This is a genomic window from Flexivirga lutea (assembly GCF_054778955.1).
Map to the genome: position 1 here is coordinate 36,602 of NZ_BAAGZB010000005.1, position 22,756 is coordinate 59,357.

Sequence of the window (22,756 nt, forward strand, 5' to 3'; positions counted from 1 at the left end):
GGCCGTTCCGACCACATGAAAAGATCAGCGACATGCTTCGTTGGTTGACTGCAGGCGAATCGCACGGGCCGCAACTCACCGCCGTGATCGACGGCCTGCCCGCCGGGATCACCATCGGTGCCGCCGACCTCGCCGACGCGCTGGCGCGGCGCCGGCTCGGGTACGGCCGCGGCGCGCGGATGAAGTTCGAGCAGGACGAGGTCTCGTTCACCGGCGGCGTCCGGCACGGCTGCACGCTCGGCTCGCCGGTCGCGATCACCATCGCCAACACCGAATGGCCCAAGTGGCAGGCCGTCATGAGCCCGGAGGCGATCCACCCGGAGGCGCTCGCGGCCGCCGCGGATGTCGGCGCATCCGGCGAGCTGGCTCGCAACCGTCCGCTCACCCGGCCGCGGCCGGGTCACGCGGATCTGGTCGGCATGCAGAAGTACGGCTTCGACGAGGCGCGTCCGGTGCTGGAACGGGCCTCCGCCCGGGAGACCGCGGCCCGCGTCGCCCTCGGCCGGGTGGCCGCGGCCTTCCTGGAGCAGGCCCTCGGCGTCCGGCTGGTGTCGCACACCGTCGCCATCGGTGGCGAAGAGGTGTCCGACGAGGCTCCGCTGCCGGGCCCGGACGACGTGGCTGCGCTGGACGCGGATCTGGTGCGCTCCCTCGACACGGACGCGTCTCGCCGGATGGTCGAGGTCATCGACGTGGCCAAGAAGGACGGTGACACCCTCGGCGGGATCGTGGAGGTGCTGGCGTATGGCGTGCCGCCGGGTCTCGGGTCGCACGTGCACGGCGACCGGCGGCTGGACGCACAGCTGGCCGGCGCACTGATGGGCATCCAGGCGATCAAGGGAGTCGAGGTCGGCGACGGTTTCCGCACCGCTGCGCGCCGCGGGTCCGCCGCGCACGACGAGATCGTGCGGGAGGACGGCCGGATCCGTCGGGAGACCAACCGGGCCGGCGGCACCGAGGGCGGCATGTCGACCGGTGAGGTGCTGCGGGTCCGTGCGGCGATGAAACCGATCTCGACGGTGCCGCGGGCGCTGAAGACGGTGGACGTCGCGACCGGCGAGGAGGCCACCGCCATACATCAGCGTTCGGACGTGTGTGCCGTGCCGGCTGCCGGCGTCGTCGCCGAGGCGATGGTCGCCCTGGTGCTCGCCAAGGAGGCGCTGGAGAAGTTCGGCGGCGACAGCGTCGCCGAAGTGGCACGCAACCATGCGGCATACCTCGCTGCCATCCCGGAGTTGCAGCGATGAACGCGCCGGCAGTCGTCATCATCGGGCCGCCCGGCGCCGGCAAGAGCACCGTCGGACGACTGGTCGCCCAACAGATGGGCGCCGACTTCACCGACACCGACGAGTTGGTGGAGACCGAGCAGGGCCAAGCGATCTCGGACATCTTCGTCGAACACGGCGAGGCGCACTTCCGCGAGCTGGAGGCCGACGCGGTGGCGCGGGCGGTGACCGGCAGCGGCGTCGTCGCCGTCGGCGGGGGAGCGCCGATGACTCCGGCCACCGCCACGCTGCTGGAATCGTTGCCGGTGGTCTTCCTCGACGTCACGATCGCCGACGCTGCAGGCCGGGTCGGGTTCTCGACGGCACGCCCCTTGCTCGCGGTGAACCCACGGGCCGCCTGGACGCGGATGATGGCCCAGCGCCGGCCGACCTACGAGCGACTGGCGACCTGGGTGGTCGACACCGACGGGCGGTCGGCGCAGGAGCTCGCCGCCGAGGTGGTGGCCCTGGTGGCCGGGTCCGGTCATGAGTGAGCCCGAGGTGATCCGGGTCGCCGACGACCAGCACGGTGACTACGAGGTGATCATCGGCCACGGCGTGCTCGACCAGGTGATCGCGCGGGTGCCCGAGGCCGCCGAGCGCGTGCTGATCGTGCACGCTCCGGTGCTGGCCGGTGCGGCCGACCGCATCGCAGCCGCCGCGACGGCCGCGGGCCGGCGACCGGTCGTGCAGGCGTTACCGGATGCGGAGGCCGCCAAGACCGCCGACGTCGCGGTCCGTCTATGGTCCGTGCTGGCCGAATCCGGGTTCACCCGCTCGGACGCCGTCATCGCGCTCGGTGGCGGCGCGACCACCGACCTCGGCGGCTTCGTCGCCGCGACCTGGCTGCGCGGCGTGCCGGTGGTGCAGGTGCCGTCCACGGTGCTCGGCATGGTGGACGCGGCCGTCGGCGGCAAGACCGGCATCAACATCCCCGCGGGCAAGAACCTCGTCGGCTCGTTCCACCCGCCCGCCGCGGTGATCTGCGACCTCGACCTGCTGCGCACCCTGCCCGGCGAGGACCTGGTCGCCGGGCTCGCCGAGGTGATCAAGTGCGGGTTCATCGCGGACGAGCACATCCTGCGGCTCGCGGCCGACCCGGTCGCGGCCACGGACGTGTCCGGCGCCGTGCTGCCCGAGCTGATCGCCCGGGCCGTCCGGGTCAAGGCCGACGTCGTCGGCGCCGACCTGCGCGAGGCCGGGCTGCGGGAGATCCTCAACTACGGGCACACCTTCGCGCACGCCGTGGAGCAGGTCTCCGGCTTCCGCTGGCGGCACGGGGACGCCGTCGCCGTCGGCATGATGTATGTCGCAGAGCTCTCCCGCCGGGCCGGCCTGATCGACGACGCGCTGGTCGAACGGCACCGGGCGGCACTGGACCGAGTGGGACTGCCCACGTCATACGCCGTGACCGGTGACGTGGACGCACGCTGGAGGGCACTGCGTGCCGCGATGGGACGGGACAAGAAGACCCGCGGTTCGATGCTGCGCTTCGTGGCCCTCACCGCCGTCGGTGCCCCGACGCGGCTCGTCGGGCCGGACGAGAGCATGCTGCGCGAGGCGTTCGACGCCGTACGGCGATGACCGCAGCGGTCAGCCGCGTGCCGGCTGCCGCTGCAGCAGCGCACGACCGCTGAGCGCCCCGAGTGCCCACTCCAGCGGCCCCGTGCCGACCAGCCGCGCCCACCACCAGCTGACCAGCAGGCACGCCGCGACGAACACGGCGGCCGGTGGCCACCCGAACGGCAGCCAGGCCGGCCCGTGCCGGACCAGCAGCACGAGCAGCACGAACTGCAGTGCGTAGGTCGACAACGCGACGGTGCCGATCACGGCGACGGGGCGCAGCACGGCGCGCGACACAACGCCCAGCAGTGCGGGTGCGCCCGCCGCGGCGCACACAGCGGCGACGACCAGCGCGCTCAGGGCGACGTCGAGGGTGTTGTCCACCCATCGGCCCGGATCGGTGCTCCAGTGCAGCGCCTTGCCGACCAGCCAGCCGCACCCGGCGAGCAGGCCGAGGTCGGCGGTTGCCCGCTGGGTTCGCGCCGTGGTGTGCCCGACCCGGCCGAGGACGGCGCCCAGGAGGAAGAGCGGCAGCAATCCGGTCAGCCGGTAGTGCGAGTCACTCAGGACGTACACGCGCAACCAGTGGGCCGGCGTGCGCGATGACCATGGCCGCGATGGCGACGCCGCGGGCCGCGTCCAGACCCAGGTCACGCTGCGCCGGGCGGCTGACGGTACTCACGATGAGCGAGTATGCCGGAGGAGCCACCCGGTCGGGCCCGATGACGCCCGCTGCGGCGTAGCGTGGCGCGTGTGGAAGTCAGCGCCGTCCGAGCCGATATCACCACGGTGACCGTGGATGCCATTGTCAACGCGGCGAACTCCTCACTGATGGGTGGCGGCGGAGTCGACGGTGCGATTCACCGGGCAGGAGGCCGGGCGATCCTGGACGCCTGCCGGCAGCTGCGGGAGACGCGGTTGCCCGACGGATTGCCCACCGGGCAGGCGATCGCCACGACGGCAGGCACGCTGCCCGCGCGGTGGGTCATCCACACGGTCGGCCCGGTGTTCAGCACCCGGCAGGACCGCTCGGCGCTGCTGGCCAGTTGTTACCGGGAGTCGTTGCGGGTTGCCGACGAGTTGGGCGCCGCGACCATCGCCTTCCCGGCGGTGTCCGCGGGCATCTACGGCTGGCCGATGGATGACGCCGCGCGGATCGCGACCAGCACGGTCCGGCGGACTCGGACGAACGTGCGCGAGGTCACCTTCGCGCTGTTCTCGCCGAACGCCCTGGCGGCCTTCCGGCGGGCGCTGGAGGACGCGTGACGCGGCACACCGCCCGAAACCGTTAGACTGGGCCACTCCCGCCGCTTCGAGCGGCTGCCGCACGCCCTGATGCCGGCAGCTCGTGGCGCGGCGCGTCATACGTCCCGAGCGCCCTGAGCGCTGGTCACCGAAAGAGAAGAGCGAAACGTGGCATCCACCAACGACCTGAAGAACGGTCTGGTCCTCAAGATCGACAACCAGCTCTGGTCAGTGGTCGAGTTCCAGCACGTCAAGCCCGGCAAGGGCCCGGCGTTCGTGCGCACCAAGCTGAAGAACGTCCTGTCCGGCAAGACCGTGGACAAGACGTTCAACGCCGGCGTGAAGGTGGAGACCGCGAACGTGGACCGGTCGGACATGCAGTACCTCTACAACGACGGCACCGACTACATCTTCATGGACACCAAGACCTACGACCAGCTGCCGATCCCCGCGGACACCGTCGGCAAGGCCGCCGACTACCTGCTGGAGAACCAGGAGGCGATCGTCGCGCAGCACGACGGCACCGTCCTGTATGTCGAGCTGCCCGCATCGGTGGTGCTCGAGATCAGTCACACCGAGCCGGGCCTGCAGGGTGACCGCTCCTCCGGGGGCACCAAGCCGGCCACGCTGGAGACCGGCGCCGAGATCCAGGTGCCGCTCTTCCTGGAGCAGGGCACCAAGGTCAAGGTCGACACCCGGGACGGCTCCTACCTGGGTCGCGTCAGCTGACAATGTCTCCGACGCCGGACACCACCGCACGCCGCGGCGCACGCAGCAAGGCGCGCAAGAAGGCGCTGGACCTGCTCTTCGAGGCCGAGCAACGCGGCGTCAACGCCCGTGAGCTGGTCGATCAGCGCGTCGACGTGCCGACCACCCAGACGCCACTGCCGGTCTACACCGTGCAGATCGTGCGCGGCGTGGTCGAGCACTGGGCCGCGATCAACGACGCGCTGACGACATACAGCTCCAGCGACTGGCCGCCGGACCGGATGCCGGCCGTCGACCGGTCATTGTTGCGTGCGGCGACCTGGGAGCTGGTGTGGAGCGACGGCGTCGACGCGCCGGTCGTGATCTCCGAGGCGGTCAAGCTGGCCCAGGAGCTGTCCACCGACAGCTCCCCGAAGTTCGTCAACGGCCTGCTCGACAAGATCGCCGCCGTGCGCCAGTCACTGGTCTGACCGCGCCGGCGGCGGGTCGGGGCCGACCGCCGTCCCCCTGGTTCGGCGAGGAAGTCGCGACAGTAGCGAGACATTTGCCGGTTCCTGCTTGGTTCGACGAGGAAGTCGCGACAGTAGCGAGACATTTGCCGGTTCCTGCTTGGTTCGGCGAGGAAGTCGCGACAGTAGCGGTTTCGGTGCGGCGGCGGGTCGGGCCGACCGGAGGGCCGAAGCGCGGACGTGGTGCAGGCCACATCAGGGGCAGCGGTACCCTTGCCCCGTTCGACATCCTTTAACGATTCCGTCCCGTGAGGCGGCGAAGGAGGTCCCGACGCATGGAGCGTCCTGACTCTGGTTCATCCCTGGCCGAGGCCGGTCCGCCCGGCCGCATCGTGCTCACCGCACCCGACATCTCCCGCGCACTGCGGCGCATCGCGCACGAGATCGTGGAGCACAACAAGGGCGTGCACGATCTGGTGGTCCTCGGCATCCCGACCCGCGGTGAGGCGTTGGCAGCTCGGATCGTCGCCCTGTTGCGCGAGATCGAGGGCGCGGAGGTGCCCGTCGGCTCACTCGACGTGACGATGTACCGCGACGACCTGCGCAGCCAGCCGACCCGCGCGGTCGGCGCCACGACCGTGCCCGACGGCGGGGTTGACGGCAAGGTCGTCGTCCTGGTCGACGACGTGCTCTACTCCGGCCGCACGGTGCGCGCCGCGCTGGACGCGCTCGGCGACCTCGGCCGGCCGCAGGCGGTGCGGCTGGCGGTCCTGGTGGACCGAGGCCACCGGGAGCTGCCGATCCGAGCCGATCACGTCGGCAAGAATCTCCCGACTGCGCGGTCCGAGCGGGTCAGTGTCCGGCTGGCCGACCCGGACGGTGTCGAGGAAGTACGCATCGCAGAGGGGCCGGCATGAAGCACCTGCTGTCCGCGGCGGACCTCACCCGCGAGGACGCCGCCCAGATCCTGACGACCGCCGCCCAGATGCACGACGTGCAGCAACGCGAAGTCAAGAAGCTGCCGGTGCTGCGCGGCCGCACCGTGGTCAACCTGTTCTTCGAGGACTCCACCCGCACGCGCTCGTCGTTCGAGATCGCCGGGAAGTGGCTGTCCGCCGACGTCATCAACGTGTCCGCCAAGGGCTCCTCGGTGAGCAAGGGCGAATCGTTGCGCGACACCGTCATGACGGTCGCCGCCATGGGTGTCGACGCTCTCGTCATACGCCACCACGCGAGTGGGGCGCCGCAGCAGGTGACCGACTGGGTCGACGCCGCGGTCGTCAACGCCGGCGACGGCACGCACGAGCACCCGACGCAGGCGCTGCTGGACGCCTACACCATGCAGACCCGGCTCGGTGATCTCGCCGGCAAGCGGATCGGCATCATCGGCGACCTCACGCACTCCCGGGTCGTGCGCAGCAACCTGATCCTGTTGCGCACCCTGGGCGCCGAGGTCACCCTGGTCGCCCCGCCGACGCTGATGCCCAGCGGCATCGCGGAGTGGGCTGCTGCCGAAGGGTTCTCGTACACCTACGACTTCGACGAGGTGCTGCCGAAACTGGACGCGGCGATGATGCTGCGGGTCCAGAAAGAACGTATGACGGGCGGGTTCTTCCCGACGCCGCGCGAATACACGGTCGGCTACGGGCTGACCCGCGACCGACTGCGCGCCCTGCCGGACCATGCCGTGATCTGTCACCCCGGCCCGATGAACCGCGGCCTCGAGATCACTGCGGATGCCGCCGACGAAGCCCGCTCGCTCATCCTCGACCAGGTCTCGGCCGGTGTCGCGGTGCGGATGAGCGTGCTCTACCACTTGCTCGGAGGGGCGGAATGACGACATACCTGATCAAGGGCGCCGATCTGCTGGGTACCGGCCGCCAGGACCTGCTGGTGCGCGACGGCGTGATCGCCGAGGTCGGCACCGTCGACGCGGGCGACGCCACGGTCCTCGACGCGGACGGACTGATCGCCCTGCCGGGCCTGGTCGACCTGCACACCCACCTGCGCGAGCCCGGCCGCGAAGATGCCGAAACGGTGGCCAGCGGGTCGGCAGCCGCCGCCGCGGGCGGTTTCACCGCCGTGCTGGCGATGGCCAACACCACTCCGGTGACGGACACCGCCGAGGCGGCGGAGCGAGTGCTCGACCTGGGCCGCTCGTGCGGGCTGGTCGACGTGCAACCCATCGGCGCGGTGTCCAAAGGCCTTGCGGGACAAGAGCTCGCCGAGCTCGGCCTGATGGCGCGCAGCCGCGCAGCCGTGCGGGTCTTCTCCGACGACGGCAAGTGTGTGCACGACGCGCGGCTGATGCGCCGGGCGCTGGAATACGTCAAGGCGTTCGGCGGCGTGGTCTCGCAGCACGCCCAGGAGCCGCGCCTGGCCGATGCGAATGCGTGTTGCCACGAGGGCGAACTCTCCGGGCGCCTCGGCCTGCCGGGCTGGCCCGGTGTCGCCGAGGAGGTCATCGTCGCTCGCGACGTGATGCTCGCCCGCCATACCGGCTCGCGGGTGCACATCGCACACGTCTCGACCGCCGGCTCGGTGGAGGTGATCCGCTGGGCCAAGGCCCAGGGCATCGCGGTGACCGCGGAGGTCACGCCGCACCACCTGATGCTGGACACGACGCGGCTCAGCGACTACGACCCGACCTTCAAGGTCAATCCGCCGCTGCGGCCGACCGAGGACATCGCCGAACTCCGTAAAGCGTTGGCCGACGGCACGATCGATGCGGTCGCCACCGACCACGCACCCCATGCCCGGCACGACAAGGAGCACGCGTTCGCCGAGGCGGCATTCGGGATGCTGGGCCTGGAGCAGGCACTGCAGGTCGTCAACACGGTGATGGTGCAGCCCGGGCTGATGAGCTGGCAGCAGGTCGGCACCGTGATGTCCACCGCGCCCGCACACATCGCCGGACTCGACGGCCACGGCCGGCCGCTCGCCGCGGGCGAACCGGCCAACATCACCCTCATCGACCCCACTCCCGCTGTGGAGATCGACCGCGCCGACTCCCGCTCGCTGTCGCGCAACAACCCGTGGCACCAGATGACGCTCACCGGCCGGGTGCAGGCGACCTTCCTGCGTGGCCGACCGACCCTACTCGACCAGGAGGAAGCCCCACAAAGTTTTCCGCTCCTTCGTCGCTCCAATACTTTGAGGGGACCCCAGAAGTGACCATGAACCAGACTCATCCAATCGATCCGCTGACCGGGCGTGGCCGCGCGATCCTCGTGCTCGAGGACGGCACTTCGTTCGACGGCCTGGCCTACGGCGCGATCGGCGAGACCTTCGGCGAGGCCGTGTTCTCGACCGGCATGACCGGCTACCAGGAGACCCTCACCGACCCCAGCTACCACCGTCAGGTGGTCGTGATGACGGCACCGCACGTGGGCAACACCGGTGTCAACGACGAGGACTCGGAGTCCAAGCGCATCTGGGTCAGCGGCTACGTCGTCCGTGACCCCGCACTGCGCCCCTCCAACTGGCGAGCACAACGCACCCTCGAGGACGAGCTGTCCGAGCAGCGCGTGGTCGGCATCTGCGACATCGACACGCGCGCCCTGACCCGCCACCTGCGCGAGGCCGGCGCCATGCGGGTCGGCATCTTCTCCCGCACCGACGAGCCGGCCGAGATCCTCGCCCAGCGGGTCCGCGAGCAGCCGCAGATGAGCGGCGCCGAGCTGGCCTCTGAGGTCAGCACGGCCGAGCCGTATGTCGTGCCGGCACAGGGGGAGCAGCGCTTCACCGTCGCCGCCGTCGACCTGGGGATCAAGGCGATGACGCCGCAGCGGCTCGCCGAGCGCGGCATCGAGGTCCACGTTCTGCCCGCGGACAGCACCTTCGAGCAGATCCGGGCCGTCCAGCCCGACGGTGTGTTCTTCTCCAACGGACCGGGTGATCCGGCGACCGCACCGCAGGTCGACGTCCTGCGGCAAGTCCTCGCGGCGCGGATCCCCTTCTTCGGCATCTGTTTCGGCAACCAGCTGCTCGGCCGGGCGCTCGGCTTCGGCACCTACAAGCTGAAGTACGGCCACCGCGGCATCAACCAGCCGGTGCTCGACCGCACGACCGACAAGGTGGAGGTCACCGCACACAACCACGGGTTCGCGGTCGACGCGCCGCGCGACGGTGAGCCGGTCCAGGCACCCGCCGGTGAGCAGTACGGCCGGGTGCGCGTGTCGCACATCTGCCTGAACGACGACGTGGTCGAAGGGCTGGAGTGCCTTGATATTCCCGCCTTCTCGGTCCAATACCACCCCGAGGCGGCCGCGGGGCCGCACGACGCGGCATACCTCTTCGACCGGTTCGTCGAGCAGCTCGCACAGCACACGACCGACGCTACGAAGGAGAACAACTGATGCCGAAGCGGGACGACATCAAGAGCGTGCTGGTCATCGGGTCCGGGCCGATCGTGATCGGCCAGGCCTGCGAGTTCGACTACTCAGGCACCCAGGCCTGCCGGGTGCTGCGCGAGGAGGGCCTGCGGGTCATCCTGGTCAACTCCAACCCGGCCACGATCATGACCGACCCCGAGTTCGCCGACGCCACCTACGTGGAGCCGATCACGCCGGAGGTCGTGGAGACGATCATCGCCAAGGAGCGCCCGGACGCCGTGCTGGCCACGCTGGGCGGCCAGACCGCGCTGAACACCGCCATCGCACTGCACGACGCGGGAGTGCTCGAGAAGTACGACTGCCCGCTGATCGGCGCGAGCGTCGAAGCGATCCAGCTGGGGGAGGACCGCGAGCGGTTCAAGGGAGTCGTCGAACGCTGCGGTGCCGAGTCCGCCAAGTCCATCATCTGCCACACGATGGACGAATGCCTCGCTGCCGCAGACGAACTCGGCTACCCGATGGTCGTGCGACCGTCGTTCACCATGGGCGGTCTCGGCTCCGGCTTCGCGTACGACGAGACCGACCTGCGCCGCATCGCCGGCGCCGGTCTGCACGCCAGCCCCACCACCGAGGTGCTCCTGGAGGAGTCGATCCTGGGCTGGAAGGAGTACGAGCTGGAGGTCATGCGGGACCGCGCGGACAACGTGGTGGTCGTGTGCTCGATCGAGAACGTCGATCCGGTCGGCGTGCACACCGGCGACTCGATCACGGTGGCGCCGGCGCTGACCCTCACCGACCGCGAATACCAGAAGATGCGGGACGTCGGCATCGCGGTCATCCGCGAGGTCGGCGTGGAGACCGGCGGCTGCAACATCCAGTTCGCGATCGACCCGACGGACGGTCGGATGATCGTCATCGAGATGAACCCGCGCGTGTCGCGCTCCTCCGCCCTGGCCTCCAAAGCGACCGGATTCCCGATCGCGAAGATCGCCGCGAAGATGGCGATCGGCTACACGCTCGACGAGGTGCCCAACGACATCACCCGCGAGACCCCGGCCAGCTTCGAGCCCACGCTGGACTACGTCGTGGTCAAGGTGCCGCGGTTCGCCTTCGAGAAGTTCCCGGCCGCCGACCCGACGCTGACCACGACCATGAAGTCGGTCGGCGAGGCGATGGCGATCGGTCGCAACTTCACCGAGGCGCTGCAGAAGGCGTTGCGGTCGCTCGAGCGCAGCGGCGCGACGTTCCACTGGGACCCGGACAACGCACCGAGCCGCGAGATGGGCCGGGCGCTGCTGGAGCAGGCCGGCACCCCGACCGACGGACGGATCGTGCTGGTGCAGCAGGCTCTTCGCGCCGGACTCAGTGTCGAGGAGGTCTTCGAGGGCACCAAGATCGACCCGTGGTTCCTCGACCAGATCGAGCTGATCAACCGGGTGGCCGGCATCATCGCCGATGCCGACCAGTTGACGCCCGAACTGCTCAAGCTGGCCAAGCGGCACGGCTTCTCCGACGCGCAGATCGCGCAGCTGACCCGGATGCCGGAGGCCGTGGTCCGCGGCCTGCGCTACGCCCTCGGCGTGCGCCCGGTCTACAAGACGGTCGACACCTGCGCGGCCGAATTCGCCGCGCAGACGCCGTACTACTACTCCAGTTACGACCAGGAGACGGAGGTGGAGCCGCGCGAGCGGCCCGCCGTGATCATCCTGGGGTCGGGCCCCAACCGCATAGGTCAGGGTGTGGAGTTCGACTACTCCTGTGTGCACGCGTCGTTCGCGTTGCAGGACAAGGGGTTCGACACGATCATGGTCAACTGCAACCCGGAGACCGTGTCGACCGACTACGACACCTCCACGCGGCTCTACTTCGAACCGCTGACGCTGGAGGACGTGCTCGAGGTCTACCACGCCGAGCAGCAGGCGGGTCCGGTCGCCGGTGTCATCGTGCAGCTGGGCGGACAGACCCCGCTCGGCCTGGCTCAGTCCCTCAAGGACGCCGGCGTGCCCATCGTCGGAACCTCGCCGGAGGCGATCGACCTGGCGGAGGACCGCGGCGCGTTCGGTCGCGTGCTGGCGGAGGCGGGACTGCCGTCGCCGAAGCACGGCACGGCATACAGCGTGGACGAGGCGCTCGCGGTCGCCCGCGAGATCGGCTATCCGGTGCTCGTCCGTCCGTCGTACGTCCTGGGCGGTCGCGGCATGGAGATCGTGTATGACGACGAGACCCTCACCGACTACGTGACCCGCGCGACGACCGCGTCCAACGAGCACCCGGTGCTGGTCGACCGCTTCCTCGACGACGCGGTCGAGATCGACGTCGACGCCCTCTTCGACGGCAGCGACATGTACCTCGGCGGCATCATGGAGCACATCGAGGAGGCCGGCATCCACTCCGGCGACTCCGCGTGCACGCTGCCGCCGGTGACCCTCGGTGCCGAGGAGATCGAGCGGGTCCGCACCTCCACCCGGGCGCTGGCCGAGGGCGTCGGCGTGCGCGGCCTGATCAATGTGCAGTTCGCCCTGGCACACGACACGCTCTATGTGCTGGAGGCCAATCCGCGCGCCAGCCGCACGGTTCCGTTCGTGGCCAAGTCGACCGGCGTGCCGTTGTCGAAGGCGGCCGCTCGCGTCATGCTGGGCGAGTCGATCCAGCAGTTGCGCGACGACGGTCTGCTGCCGCCGCACGGGGACGGCGGGATGTTGCCGGCCGACTCCGCCATCGCCGTCAAGGAGGCGGTCCTGCCGTTCAAGCGGTTCCGCACCCGCGAGGGCGACGTCGTCGACAGCCTGCTCGGCCCGGAGATGCGCTCCACCGGCGAGGTCATGGGCTTCGACGACGACTTCGGCGCGGCTTTCGCCAAGAGCCAGTTGAGCTCGATCACCGGGCTGCCGCGCGAGGGTTCGGTCTTCGTCTCGGTTGCCAACCGTGACAAGCGGGCGATGATCTTCCCGGTGAAGCGGCTGGCCGACCTCGGGTTCCACATCCTGGCCACCACCGGCACGGCAGATGTGCTGCGGCGCAACGGAATCACCGCCGAGGTGGTGCGCAAGCACAGCGACGGCACCGGCGAGCACGGGGAGCCCACGATCGTCGAGCGGATCCTGGACGGTGACGTGGCGATGGTGGTCAACACACCGTCCGGGCAGGGTGCTCGCGAGGACGGCTACGCGATCCGCGCGGCGACCACCAGCATGGACCGGCCGATCATCACCACGGTGCAGCAGTTGGCCGCGGCGGTGCAGGGCATCGAGGCGCAACTCGCCGGACCGTTCAAGGTCAAGCCGTTGCAGGATCACGCACGCGACCTCGACCTCTACGGGCGGGTCTGAGGAGCGTCATGGGCACCAGTGCAGGCCAGCAGCCGAAAGCGTTGGACCCGTTCGGCATCCGGCTCGGCGAGGCGGTGGACCGGTTCGGATCCGTATGTGTCGGAATCGACCCGCACGCCGCCCTGCTGGAGGCGTGGCAGCTGCCCGACACCGTCCAGGGACTGCGGCAGTTCTGTGAGATCGCCGTCGAGGCGTTCGGCGGGCAGGCAGCGCTGGTCAAACCGCAGAGTGCCTTCTTCGAGCGGTTCGGCGCAGCCGGCGTCGAGATGCTCGAGGACGTGCTGGCCGGCCTGCGCGAGATGGGCACGCTGAGCCTGCTGGACGTCAAACGCGGCGACATCGGTTCGACGATGGCGGCCTATGCGCAGGCCTACCTGTCCGACGCCTCGCCGCTGCGGGCCGACGCGATCACGGTCAGCCCGTTCCTCGGGTTCGGTTCGCTGGCACCGGCGTTCGATCTGGCGCGACGGGCCGGACGTGGCGTCTTCGTGCTGGCGATGACCTCCAACCCGGAGGCCGGGCACGTCCAGCACGCTATGTGGGGCGAGGAGACCGTCAGCGGCACGATCGTGGACGAGGTCGCCGAGGCCAATGCGCTGGCCCGTGCCGACAGCTACGGAGACGTCGGCATGGTGGTCGGCGCGACGGTCGGCAAGGACATCGCCGACCTGGGTCTGGCCGAACGCCTCGCCCAATCACGCGCACCGTTGCTGGCTCCCGGCCTGGGCGCCCAGGGCGCGACGATCGGTGACATCGGCCGCGGGTTCGGGCCGGCCGCCCGGCTGGTGCTTCCCGCGACCTCCCGCGCGGTCCTGTCGGCCGGTCCCGACGTCGCGGCGCTGCGGCAGGCGTTGCGCGAGGTGCAGCAACAGGCGGCCGCACTGCGGCCGCCGGCCGCACTGGACTGAAGCGCGACCGGCCACCGGCGCCCCAGGTGTCGGAGCGCGCTTCGCTGGCTCACCGCTCCAGGCTGGGTGCCGGCGCCGGCGTGGAGTCCTGCGCTGCCCGCGCTTCCTCCTCGGCGGCCTCGGTGCCGGGGATCTCCTTGCCGCGCAAGGAGACTCCCTTCGTCTCGATGACGAACCACAGGGCCACCAGCCCAAGGACGCAGGCGCCCGCCATGTAGTAGGCCGGCCACAGGTCGTCGCCGGTCCAACTGATCAGGCGGTCGTTGACCACCGGGGCGGTGCCGCCGAACAGCGACGTGGCGACGTTGTAGCTGAGTGCTAGTCCGGCGAACCGCACGTGCGCCGGGAAGAACGCCGGGAACGTCGCCGAGATGGTCGACAACTGCGGCGCGTAGAGCAGTGCGAGCACGGCGAAGGCGATCAGGGCACCGACCGTGCCCGTGGACATCAGCGCGAACATCGGCACCGACAGGATCGTCAGCGAGATCAGCGAGGTGGCCCACAGCGGCTTGCGCCCCACCCGGTCGGAGAGCGCACCGAGGAACGGCAGCACGGCCATCATCAGGAATTGCCCGATCACCGGCACGATCAGCGCACCGTTGTCGGACAGCCCGATCGCGTCCTGCAGGTAGGTCGGCATGTACGAGATGAGGGTGTAGTTGACGACGTTCAGCGCCAGCACCAGCCCGAACAGCTGGAAGATCTGCGGGGAGTACTGCGCCACGAGGTCGCGCAGGTTGCGGCCCGGGTTGTCCTGGACCTCTTCCTTCTTCTCCAGATCGCGGTAGACCGGCGTGTCCTGCATCTTGGAGCGCAGGTAGCTGCCGATGAGGCCGAGCGGGCCGGCGACCAGGAACGGCAGGCGCCAGCCCCAGCTGTCCATCTGGCTGGAGCTGAGCACGTTGGTCAGCAACAGCATCAGCAGGGCACCGAGGTTGAAGCCGGCGAGCGTGCCGAACTCCAGGAAGCTGCCCCAGAAGCCGCGGCGGCGATCGGGCGCGTATTCGGCCATGAAGGTGGCCGCCCCGCCGTACTCACCGCCGGTCGAGAAGCCCTGCAGCATCCGCAGCAGGTAGAGCAGGATCGGCGCCCAGATGCCGATCGCGGCGTATGACGGGATGACGCCGACCAGGACGGTCGAACCGGCCATCAGCAGGATCGTCGCGGCCAGCACCTTCTTGCGGCCGATGCGGTCGCCCAGCGGCCCCCAGAAGAATCCGCCGATGGGGCGGATCAGGAAGCTGAGGGCGAAGCCGAGCAGGGTGAACGCGACGGCGCTGTCGGAGCCGGCGGGGAAGAGTGCATTGGATATGTGGGCGACGCCGTACGCGTAGATGCCGTAGTCGAACCATTCGACGGCGTTGCCGAGTGCGGAGGCACCCACGGCACGGCGGAGGACAGAATTCGGGACGGGTTGGTTGGACGGGTGAGTGAGACTCACCGAATCATCTCCAGGTCCTGGTAGGGGTCCGTCGGACACAAACGGCGCACGACGTTACCCGCTGGTCGGTGCAGGTCCAAGTCGGTCCGTGGGCGCGGCGTTCCCCCGCGGGAGGGGCGGCTGACCCGGGGGTGACCCCTCGTTGCCGAACTGCTGGGACACTCGCTAGGTTCGCTGGGTGCGGGTGAACGAACACCCTCGCAGCGACACACCTCGCATCGGACGCACGCCAGGAGAAAGACACGTGGCCCTACCGCAATTGACGCCGGAGCAGCGCGCTGAGGCACTCGCCAAGGCGGCGGCCGCGCGACGAGAACGGGCGGAGGTCAAGAATCGGCTGAAGTACGCGCAGGGTTCGCTGCGCGACGTCATCGAGGCCGGTAAGGACAACGAGGTCATCGGCAAGATGAAGGTGTCCGCGCTGCTGGAGTCGCTGCCCGGCGTCGGGCGGGTGCGGGCCCGCCAGATCATGGCCGACATCGGCATCGCCGAGACGCGCCGGGTCCGTGGCCTGGGCGCGAACCAGGTGCAGCGGCTGTTGGAGCACTTCGAGCAGTCGGGGGAGGCGTGACGTCCGACATCCCCAGCACCACCGACCAGCGGAAATGCGCCCCGCTGGTCGTGCTGGCCGGGCCGACCGCCGTCGGCAAGGGCACCGTGTCGGCATACATCCGCCAGCACTATCCCGAGGTCTGGCTGTCGGTGTCGGCCACCACCCGCCCGGCACGGCCGGGGGAGGTCGACGGCAAGCACTACCACTTCATCAGCCAGGAGCGCTTCGACCGGATGGTCGCCGGCGGTGAGTTCCTCGAGCACGCGGTGGTACACGGCCGGGCCAGCTACGGCACACCCCGCCGCCCGGTGACCGAGGCGGCGGCCGACGGCAAGCTGCCGCTGCTCGAGATCGACCTGCAAGGCGCCCGGCAGGTGCGCGAGCAACTGCCCGAGGCCTACTTCGTCTTCCTCGCGCCGCCCAGCTGGGAGGAGCTGGTGCGCCGGCTGGTCGGCCGTGGGACCGAGAGCGAGGCCGAACGCGAGGTGCGGCTGGCCACGGCGCGCCGGGAACTCGCCGCGCAGGCCGAGTTCGACACCACCATCGTCAACGACGATGTGCAGCGCGCCGCCGAGGAACTCGTACACTTGATGCAGCAGCACATCTGCGCCACCTCATGAGGCGCAGCCGCTGACCGGTTACACCCCCAACGAGAAGTGAGATTTTCTTCGTGTCTGGCACCAAGGCCGCCCCCGAGGGCATCACCAACCCGCCGATCGACGACCTGCTGCAGGTGGCCGACTCCAAGTACGCGCTGGTCATCTACTCCGCCAAGCGCGCCCGGCAGATCAACGCCTACTACTCGCAGCTGTCCGAAGGCCTGCTGGAGTATGTCGGCCCGCTGGTCGACAGCCAGGTCAACGACAAGCCGCTGTCGGTGTCGCTGCGCGAGATCAACGAGGGTCTGCTGTCGATCGAGAAGATCGAAGCCTGATGCGCACCCCGCGAAGTTTTTGCCTCGCTCCGCTCCTCCCCATACTTCGCGGGGTCCACGCACCACGCCCGGTTGCGCTGTAACCACCAGCTATGCAGATCGTTCTCGGCGTGAGCGGGGGCATCGCCGCCTACAAGGCGTGCCTGCTGCTGCGCCGATTCACCGAAGCCGGTCACGACGTCACCGTGATCCCGACGGCGGCCGCCCTGCGATTCGTCGGCGCGCCCACCTGGGCCGCGTTGTCCGGCAAGCCCGTTGCCGATGACGTGTGGACCCGGGTCGAAGAGGTGCCACACGTCCGGCTCGGCAAGGGGGCCGACCTCGTGGTGGTCGCTCCGGCCACCACTGACCTGCTGGCCAAGGCCGCACACGGACTCGCCGACGATCTGCTCACCAACACGCTGCTGACGGCACGCTGTCCGGTGGTCCTCGCGCCGGCGATGCATACCGAGATGTGGCAGCACCCGGCGACCGTCGCCAATGTGGCGACCCTGCGGGAGCGTGGCGTGCACGTCATGGACCCGGACTCGGGCCGGCTGACCGGAGCCGACACCGGCCCCGGCCGGCTGCGTGCACCCGAGGAGATCGCCGACTACGCGCTGGCCCTGGCGCACCGCCCGGACGGGCCGTTGTCCGGCCGGCACGTGGTGGTCTCGGCCGGCGGGACCCGGGAACCGATCGACCCGGTGCGCTTCCTCGGCAACCGCTCCAGCGGCAAGCAGGGCTACGCGCTCGCTGCCGTCGCCGCCGAGCGGGGCGCACGGGTGACCCTCGTCAGCGCCAACGCCGACCTGCCGACCCCGCCCGGGGTGAGGGTCGTGCGCGTCGAGACGACCGTGGAGCTGCAGCGGGCAGTCACCGCCGCGGCAAGCGACGCCGACGCGATCGTGATGGCCGCGGCACCGGCCGACTACCGGTCGGCGGCATACAGCGATCACAAGATCAAGAAGTCCGGCGACGACGACCTCACCTTGCGGCTGGTCCAGAACCCCGACATCGTCCAGGGCCTGGTCGCCGACCGTGGGGCTTGCCCGACTCCGGTCATCGTCAGTTTCGCGGCCGAGACCGGGGATGCCGAGGCATCCGTCATGGAGCACGCACGTGCCAAGTTCGCCCGCAAGGGCAGTGACATCCAGGTCGTCAACGAGGTCGGTCCGGGCGTGACGTTCGGCCAGGACCAGGCCGTCATACACATCCTCACCCGCGACGGCGACGACATCGGGACGGCGGCGGACGTCGGGCCGGCCGACAAGGCGACGCTGGCACGCGCTGTGTGGGATGTCGTCCAGCAACACCTGCACACCGTTTAGACTCCGGGTGGCTCCGCCGGACGGTGGCGCCAGCCAGCAGCCGCTGCACATCGAAGGAGCAACCTGTGGCCCGTCTCTTCACCTCGGAATCCGTGACCGAGGGGCACCCCGACAAAATCTGCGACCAGATCAGCGATTCGATCCTGGACGCCATGCTCGCCGACGACCCCAAGTCACGGGTCGCCGTCGAGACGATGGTCACGACCGGACTGGTCCACGTGGCCGGCGAAGTGACCACCGACAGCTACGTGCCGATCGCGAAGCTGGTCCGCGACACCATCAAGGAGATCGGCTACGACTCCTCGCTCAAGGGTTTCGACGGCAACTCCTGCGGTGTGTCCATCTCCATCGGCGAACAATCGCAGGACATCGCCCAGGGCGTCGACACCGCGCACGAGCACCGCGCCGAGGGCGGCACCGAGGCCCGCGACAGCCAGGGCGCGGGCGACCAGGGGCTGATGTTCGGCTACGCCTGCTCCGACACCGCCGAGCTGATGCCGTTGCCGATCTTCCTCGCGCACCGGCTCTCCGAGCGACTGACCGGTGTCCGCAAGAGCGGCGAGCTCGCCTACCTGCGCCCGGACGGCAAGACGCAGGTCACCATCGAGTACGACGGTGAGAAGGCCGTCCGTCTCGACACGGTGGTGCTGTCCACCCAGCACGCCGAGAACATCTCCCTGGAAGGCATGCTCGAGCCGGACATCGACACGCTCGTCATCAAGCCGGTCCTGGAAGAACTCGCCGCAACCGGCAACACCCTGGACACCTCGTCCTACCGCAAGCTGATCAACCCGACGGGCAAGTTCGTCATCGGCGGCCCGATGGGCGACGCCGGTCTCACCGGCCGCAAGATCATCGTCGACACCTACGGCGGGATGGCCCGCCACGGCGGCGGCGCCTTCTCCGGCAAGGATCCGTCGAAGGTGGACCGTTCGGCGGCATACGCCATGCGCTGGGTGGCCAAGAACGTCGTCGCTGCTGGCCTCGCCGAGCGCTGCGAGGTGCAGGTCGCCTACGCCATCGGCAAGGCGCAGCCGGTCGGTCTGTATGTCGAGACCTTCGGCACCGAGAAGCAGCCGCTGGAGAAGATCCAGAACGCCATCAACACGGTCTTCGACCTGCGCCCGGCCGCCATCGTCGAGGAGCTGGACCTGCTGCGGCCGATCTACCAGCCGACCGCGGCATACGGGCACTTCGGCCGGACCCGGGCCGACGGCGTCGACAACGCCTTCACCTGGGAACGCACCGACAAGGTCGAAGCGCTGCAGCGGGCCATCTGAGCCTGCTGATCACGACTGCCGGCCGGCGATGTCCGGGGCGTCACGTATAACAAGGGCATGCACTCGTCCGGCCGACCCAGCACTGCGCCGGCAGCAGCGCGCGAGGCCGACGACCACCGACCCGGACCCGCCACACCGGAGCAGCTGCACCTGCTGCACGCCGCCGCCGCGCCCCGGGCGAAAGCGGAGCGCGTCCGGGCCGAGCCCGACGACGCGAGCATCCCGCTGCCGGTGGCCCGCGTGGTGTTGGATGTCGCGCTGGCGCATCTGGACCGGCCGTTCGAATACGCGGTCCCCGAGCAGCTCGCTGAGCAGGCTCGTCCCGGGGTGCGGATCAAGGCCAGGTTCGCCGGCAAGGACGTGTCCGGATATGTGATCGAGCGCGTGCAGGAGCCCGAGCACACCGGGCGCCTGACGCCGCTGCGACGGGTCGTCAGCCCCGAGCCCGTGCTGACACCGGCCGTCCTCGACGCCTGCCGCGCGGTCGCCGACCACTATGCCGGTCCGCTGGCCGATGTGCTCCGGCTCGCCGTGCCACCGCGCCACGCCGGCGCCGAGAAGGCGCTCGATGCCCGGACGGCGCCGGTGCCGGAGCGGCCGACCGCGCCGGCAAACACCGCCTGGCAACGCTATCCGGCGGGCGAGGCGTTCCTGAGGCGTCTGTCCGGCGGTGACGCTCCCCCCGCGAGCTGGCTCGCGGCGCCCACCGTGGAGGCGGCCCAGGACTGGCCGGCCGCTCTGGCACAGGCCGCCCGGGCGACGCTGCACGGCGGACGCGGCGTCCTGCTGGTGGTGCCCGACCACCGGGATCTGGACCGGTTGGACGCGGCGCTGGTCGCGGAGCTGGGTGAGGGCCGGCATGTGCGCCTCACCGCCGAACAAGGCCCCCAGGCCCGCTACACCGCGTGGTTGAAGGTCCTGCGCGGTCATGTCCGCTGCGTCATCGGCACCCGGGCCGCCGCGTGGGCGCCGGTGCGCGACCTCGGCCTGCTCGCGTGCTGGGACGACGGTGACGACCTGCTCGCGGAGCCGCGGGCGCCATACCCGCAGACCCGGGAGGTGCTCCGGCTGCGGGCCGAGCGCGAGCGTGCCGCGTTGCTGCTGGGTGGGTTCGTGCGCTCGGTGCCGGTGCAACGGTGGTTGGTGGACGGGCTGGTGCGCGCGGTGGAGGCCCGCACGCCACCGGGTTCGGTGCCCCGTGTGGTGGTCGCGGCCGACGAACGCGAGGTCGAACGCGCCGGCGCCGCTGCGCACGCGCACCTGCCGCCCGTCGCCTGGTCCACCGCGCACACCGCACTGGCCGACGGCCCCGTGCTGGTGCAGGTGCCCCGACGCGGCTACCTGCCCGCGCTGCGTTGCGGGCAGTGCCGCCAGATCGCGCGCTGCGAGCAGTGCCACGGACCCCTTGCGCTGACCGCGCCCAGCGCGCCGCCCGTATGTCGCTGGTGCGGCCGCGCCGCCCGGCCATGGCGCTGTCCGGAGTGTGACGGCACCCGGCTGCACGCCGCGGTCGTCGGCGCACGGCGCACGGCTGAGGAACTCGGTCGGGCCTTTCCCGGGGTGCCCGTGCTGCGCTCGGGCGCAGGCGAGGTACGCAACGAGGTGGGCGCCGAACCACAGCTCGTCATCGCGACGCCCGGCGCCGAGCCGGTCGCCGCATCCGGTTACGCCGCAACGCTGCTGCTCGACGGATGGGCGTTGCTCGACCGGTCCGCCCTCGACGCGGGACAAGAGACATTGCGTCGCTGGGTCGCCGCCGCCGCGCTCACCCGGCCGGCCTCCCGCGGCGGCGCCGTCGTGGTCTGTGGAGTCACGTCCGGGGTGACGCTGCCGCCGGTGGAAGCGCTGAGCCGATGGGCTCCTGGCACGTTCGCCGAGCGCGAGCTGGCGGCCCGGCGCGAGCTCGCCCTTCCGCCGACGTCCTGGATGACCATGCTGACGGGTGCACCGGCCGACGTCGATGCCTTCGCCACCGCCACCCGGCACGCTCTGGACGACGCCGTACCCCTGGAACGCATCGGCCCGATGCCGTCGCCGGACGGCGGCGACGGCGCCCGGATGCTGCTGCGCACCGACCGCCGGCACGCCGGCGCGGCTGCGAGGGCGGTCGTCGCTGCCCGCGCCGGACGCAGTGCCCGCAAACTGCCGGGCACCGTGACCGTGCACGTCGACCCGAGCGGCGCGTTGCTGTGAGTCGTCAGTAGTCTCTGGGTGGTGAGCCAGCAGCAGACCGCGCCCGTCGAGGACCCCGATCTCACGCCGTCCCCGGTCGACGCCGTCGTGTTCGACCTGGGCAATGTGCTGATCGACTGGGACCCGCAACCGGCCATCGCAGCGGGGGTGGGCGAGCAGCGCGCGCGGGACTTCCTCGCCGCGCGCGACTTCGACTTCGGCGCCTGGAACCACCAACAGGACGCGGGGCGCACCTTCGCCGACGGTGAGGCCGCGGCAGCGGCGGCATACCCGCACTTCGCCGACGAGATCCGTTCCTACCGCGAGCATTTCGCCGAGTCGCTGCGTGGCCCGATCGACGGCACCGTCGACATCCTCAAGCAACTGCACGCCGCCGGCATACCGCTGATCGCGCTGACCAACTGGTCCGCCGAGACCTTCCCGGTCGCGCTGGACACGTTCGACTTCCTGGACCTCTTCGAGGACATCATCGTGTCGGGGGAGGAAGGCGTGGCCAAGCCGGACCCGGAGATCTTCGAGGAACTGGCCGACCGCGTACGCCACCTCGGCAGCCTCGACGACTGCGTCTTCATCGACGACAAGCTGGCCAACGTGCAGGCCGCCACGGACGCCGGCATGGACGCGATCGCGTTCACCACGCCGGAGGAACTGCGCGCCGACCTGCTGGTGCGCGGGCTCCCGGTGGAGCGGTAAGCACCATGTCGATCACCCCCATCCGGCTGTACGGCGACCCGGTGCTGCGGACCCCGGCCGCGCCGGTCACGACGTTCGACAAGGAACTGCGGACGTTGGTGCAGGACCTCACCGACACGATGATGGACGCGCCGGGTGCAGGCCTCGCGGCGCCGCAGCTCGGCGTCGGCCTGCGTGTGTTCACCTACTACGTGGATGGCCAGCTCGGCCACCTCGTCAACCCCGACCTGGACCTGTCCGGCGACGTCGACATCGACGACGAGGGCTGCCTGTCCATCCCGGACTTCTCGTGGCCGACGCCGCGCTCGCTGTCGGTCGTCGCGCGTGGAGTCGACATGTACGGCGAGCCGATCGAGGTCGAGGGCACCCATCTGCTGGCGCGCTGTATCCAGCACGAGACGGACCACCTGGACGGCATCCTGTTCATCGATCGGCTGGACCGGGAGCAGCGCAAGCTGGCCCTGAAGGAGATCCGGGCCGCCGAATGGGCGGGTCTTCCCGGCCCGATCATCCGGGACAGCCCGCACGCGAACCCGACGAGGCGGGACTGA

Annotated in this window: 23 protein-coding genes; 20 read left to right on the forward strand and 3 right to left on the reverse strand. The window is 70.3% G+C overall.

Going from position 1 to position 22,756, the window contains the following annotated elements:
• Positions 1-32: 32 nt before the first annotated feature.
• The 3 genes from aroC to aroB are packed head-to-tail and all read left to right on the forward strand — an operon-like array spanning position 33 to position 2,849.
• On the forward strand, positions 33-1,247 hold the full coding sequence (gene aroC, locus ACYVBN_RS16135; RefSeq protein ID WP_460601408.1) for a chorismate synthase: 1,215 nt from the start codon (positions 33-35) through the stop codon (positions 1,245-1,247).
• Positions 1,244-1,759 carry a shikimate kinase gene (locus ACYVBN_RS16140; RefSeq protein WP_460601409.1) on the forward strand — a complete coding sequence of 172 codons (516 nt, stop codon included), beginning with the start codon at positions 1,244-1,246 and terminating at the stop codon, positions 1,757-1,759. Before aroC ends, ACYVBN_RS16140 begins: the two co-directional genes overlap by 4 nt.
• On the forward strand, positions 1,752-2,849 hold the full coding sequence (gene aroB / locus ACYVBN_RS16145; protein WP_460601410.1) for a 3-dehydroquinate synthase family protein: 1,098 nt from the start codon (positions 1,752-1,754) through the stop codon (positions 2,847-2,849). Before ACYVBN_RS16140 ends, aroB begins: the two co-directional genes overlap by 8 nt.
• A gap of 9 nt (positions 2,850-2,858) precedes the next feature.
• Here aroB and ACYVBN_RS16150 read toward each other — a convergent pair whose 3' ends face one another.
• Complete coding sequence (locus tag ACYVBN_RS16150) at positions 2,859-3,404, reverse strand: DUF418 domain-containing protein (RefSeq protein WP_460601411.1); 546 nt, start codon at positions 3,402-3,404, stop codon at positions 2,859-2,861.
• Entirely contained in the window at positions 3,388-3,510 is a 123-nt protein-coding gene (locus ACYVBN_RS16155) for a hypothetical protein (protein WP_440281121.1), read from the reverse strand. The genes ACYVBN_RS16150 and ACYVBN_RS16155 overlap by 17 nt, the downstream gene beginning before the upstream one ends.
• Before the next feature lie 71 nt (positions 3,511-3,581).
• Between ACYVBN_RS16155 and ACYVBN_RS16160 the strand changes: the two genes are divergently transcribed.
• The 9 genes from ACYVBN_RS16160 (at position 3,582) to pyrF (ending at position 13,801) form a co-directional block, all read left to right on the forward strand.
• The gene (locus ACYVBN_RS16160) at positions 3,582-4,094 is read left to right on the forward strand and encodes an O-acetyl-ADP-ribose deacetylase (protein WP_440281122.1); all 513 of its coding nucleotides are present in this window, start codon (positions 3,582-3,584) and stop codon (positions 4,092-4,094) included.
• Between the two features lie 147 nt (positions 4,095-4,241).
• Entirely contained in the window at positions 4,242-4,802 is a 561-nt protein-coding gene (gene efp / locus ACYVBN_RS16165; protein WP_440281123.1) for an elongation factor P, read from the forward strand.
• 2 nt (positions 4,803-4,804) lie between these two features.
• Positions 4,805-5,251, forward strand: coding sequence for a transcription antitermination protein NusB (gene nusB / locus ACYVBN_RS16170; RefSeq protein ID WP_460601412.1), 447 nt, complete (start codon positions 4,805-4,807; stop codon positions 5,249-5,251).
• Positions 5,252-5,565: 314 nt separating this feature from the next.
• Positions 5,566-6,147: a bifunctional pyr operon transcriptional regulator/uracil phosphoribosyltransferase PyrR gene (gene pyrR / locus ACYVBN_RS16175; protein WP_440281125.1), complete on the forward strand. Its 582-nt coding sequence runs from the start codon at positions 5,566-5,568 to the stop codon at positions 6,145-6,147.
• Complete coding sequence (locus ACYVBN_RS16180; protein WP_440281126.1) at positions 6,144-7,067, forward strand: aspartate carbamoyltransferase catalytic subunit; 924 nt, start codon at positions 6,144-6,146, stop codon at positions 7,065-7,067. The genes pyrR and ACYVBN_RS16180 overlap by 4 nt, the downstream gene beginning before the upstream one ends.
• Positions 7,064-8,404, forward strand: coding sequence for a dihydroorotase (locus ACYVBN_RS16185; protein ID WP_460601413.1), 1,341 nt, complete (start codon positions 7,064-7,066; stop codon positions 8,402-8,404). The genes ACYVBN_RS16180 and ACYVBN_RS16185 overlap by 4 nt, the downstream gene beginning before the upstream one ends.
• A 2-nt stretch (positions 8,405-8,406) precedes the next feature.
• Entirely contained in the window at positions 8,407-9,588 is a 1,182-nt protein-coding gene (gene carA / locus ACYVBN_RS16190) for a carbamoyl-phosphate synthase small subunit (RefSeq protein WP_460601414.1), read from the forward strand.
• Positions 9,588-12,893 (forward strand): carbamoyl phosphate synthase large subunit, encoded by a 3,306-nt coding sequence (gene carB / locus ACYVBN_RS16195; protein ID WP_460601415.1) that lies wholly within the window; start codon positions 9,588-9,590, stop codon positions 12,891-12,893. The genes carA and carB overlap by 1 nt, the downstream gene beginning before the upstream one ends.
• 8 nt (positions 12,894-12,901) lie before the next feature.
• Positions 12,902-13,801, forward strand: coding sequence for a beta/alpha barrel domain-containing protein (gene pyrF / locus ACYVBN_RS16200; RefSeq protein ID WP_460601416.1), 900 nt, complete (start codon positions 12,902-12,904; stop codon positions 13,799-13,801).
• Positions 13,802-13,850: 49 nt separating this feature from the next.
• Here pyrF and ACYVBN_RS16205 read toward each other — a convergent pair whose 3' ends face one another.
• The gene (locus tag ACYVBN_RS16205) at positions 13,851-15,185 is read right to left on the reverse strand and encodes an MFS transporter (protein ID WP_460601417.1); all 1,335 of its coding nucleotides are present in this window, start codon (positions 15,183-15,185) and stop codon (positions 13,851-13,853) included.
• 301 nt (positions 15,186-15,486) lie between these two features.
• Between ACYVBN_RS16205 and mihF the strand changes: the two genes are divergently transcribed.
• From mihF to def, 8 genes are all read left to right on the forward strand, one after another.
• Positions 15,487-15,813 (forward strand): integration host factor, actinobacterial type, encoded by a 327-nt coding sequence (gene mihF / locus ACYVBN_RS16210; protein ID WP_460601418.1) that lies wholly within the window; start codon positions 15,487-15,489, stop codon positions 15,811-15,813.
• Positions 15,810-16,415, forward strand: a complete 606-nt coding sequence (gmk, locus tag ACYVBN_RS16215; protein WP_460601419.1) for a guanylate kinase — start codon at positions 15,810-15,812, stop codon at positions 16,413-16,415. Before mihF ends, gmk begins: the two co-directional genes overlap by 4 nt.
• Before the next feature lie 50 nt (positions 16,416-16,465).
• A complete protein-coding gene (rpoZ, locus tag ACYVBN_RS16220) occupies positions 16,466-16,729 on the forward strand; it encodes a DNA-directed RNA polymerase subunit omega (RefSeq protein WP_440281134.1) in 264 nt (87 codons plus the stop codon).
• Between the two features lie 92 nt (positions 16,730-16,821).
• Positions 16,822-18,039 (forward strand): bifunctional phosphopantothenoylcysteine decarboxylase/phosphopantothenate synthase, encoded by a 1,218-nt coding sequence (coaBC, locus tag ACYVBN_RS16225; protein WP_460601420.1) that lies wholly within the window; start codon positions 16,822-16,824, stop codon positions 18,037-18,039.
• A 65-nt stretch (positions 18,040-18,104) separates the two neighbouring features.
• Positions 18,105-19,319 (forward strand): methionine adenosyltransferase, encoded by a 1,215-nt coding sequence (metK, locus tag ACYVBN_RS16230; protein WP_460601421.1) that lies wholly within the window; start codon positions 18,105-18,107, stop codon positions 19,317-19,319.
• 57 nt (positions 19,320-19,376) lie between these two features.
• Complete coding sequence (locus tag ACYVBN_RS16235) at positions 19,377-21,512, forward strand: primosomal protein N' (protein WP_460601422.1); 2,136 nt, start codon at positions 19,377-19,379, stop codon at positions 21,510-21,512.
• 21 nt (positions 21,513-21,533) lie between these two features.
• Positions 21,534-22,205 (forward strand): HAD family hydrolase, encoded by a 672-nt coding sequence (locus ACYVBN_RS16240; protein ID WP_440281138.1) that lies wholly within the window; start codon positions 21,534-21,536, stop codon positions 22,203-22,205.
• A 5-nt stretch (positions 22,206-22,210) separates the two neighbouring features.
• The gene (gene def / locus ACYVBN_RS16245; RefSeq protein WP_440281139.1) at positions 22,211-22,756 is read left to right on the forward strand and encodes a peptide deformylase; all 546 of its coding nucleotides are present in this window, start codon (positions 22,211-22,213) and stop codon (positions 22,754-22,756) included.

Excerpts from the sequence above, each read along its gene's own strand:
- aroB (WP_460601410.1), top strand. The coding sequence starts at position 1,752 with ATGAGTGAGCCCGAGGTGATCCGGGTCGCCGACGACCAGCACGGTGAC.
- ACYVBN_RS16140 (WP_460601409.1), top strand. The coding sequence starts at position 1,244 with ATGAACGCGCCGGCAGTCGTCATCATCGGGCCGCCCGGCGCCGGCAAG.
- carB (WP_460601415.1), top strand. The coding sequence starts at position 9,588 with ATGCCGAAGCGGGACGACATCAAGAGCGTGCTGGTCATCGGGTCCGGG.
- nusB (WP_460601412.1), top strand. The coding sequence starts at position 4,805 with ATGTCTCCGACGCCGGACACCACCGCACGCCGCGGCGCACGCAGCAAG.
- coaBC (WP_460601420.1), top strand. The coding sequence starts at position 16,822 with ATGCAGATCGTTCTCGGCGTGAGCGGGGGCATCGCCGCCTACAAGGCG.
- ACYVBN_RS16185 (WP_460601413.1), top strand. The coding sequence starts at position 7,064 with ATGACGACATACCTGATCAAGGGCGCCGATCTGCTGGGTACCGGCCGC.
- pyrR (WP_440281125.1), top strand. The coding sequence starts at position 5,566 with ATGGAGCGTCCTGACTCTGGTTCATCCCTGGCCGAGGCCGGTCCGCCC.
- ACYVBN_RS16235 (WP_460601422.1), top strand. The coding sequence starts at position 19,377 with ATGCACTCGTCCGGCCGACCCAGCACTGCGCCGGCAGCAGCGCGCGAG.
- aroC (WP_460601408.1), top strand. The coding sequence starts at position 33 with ATGCTTCGTTGGTTGACTGCAGGCGAATCGCACGGGCCGCAACTCACC.
- pyrF (WP_460601416.1), top strand. The coding sequence starts at position 12,902 with ATGGGCACCAGTGCAGGCCAGCAGCCGAAAGCGTTGGACCCGTTCGGC.
- ACYVBN_RS16180 (WP_440281126.1), top strand. The coding sequence starts at position 6,144 with ATGAAGCACCTGCTGTCCGCGGCGGACCTCACCCGCGAGGACGCCGCC.
- def (WP_440281139.1), top strand. The coding sequence starts at position 22,211 with ATGTCGATCACCCCCATCCGGCTGTACGGCGACCCGGTGCTGCGGACC.
- carA (WP_460601414.1), top strand. The coding sequence starts at position 8,407 with ATGAACCAGACTCATCCAATCGATCCGCTGACCGGGCGTGGCCGCGCG.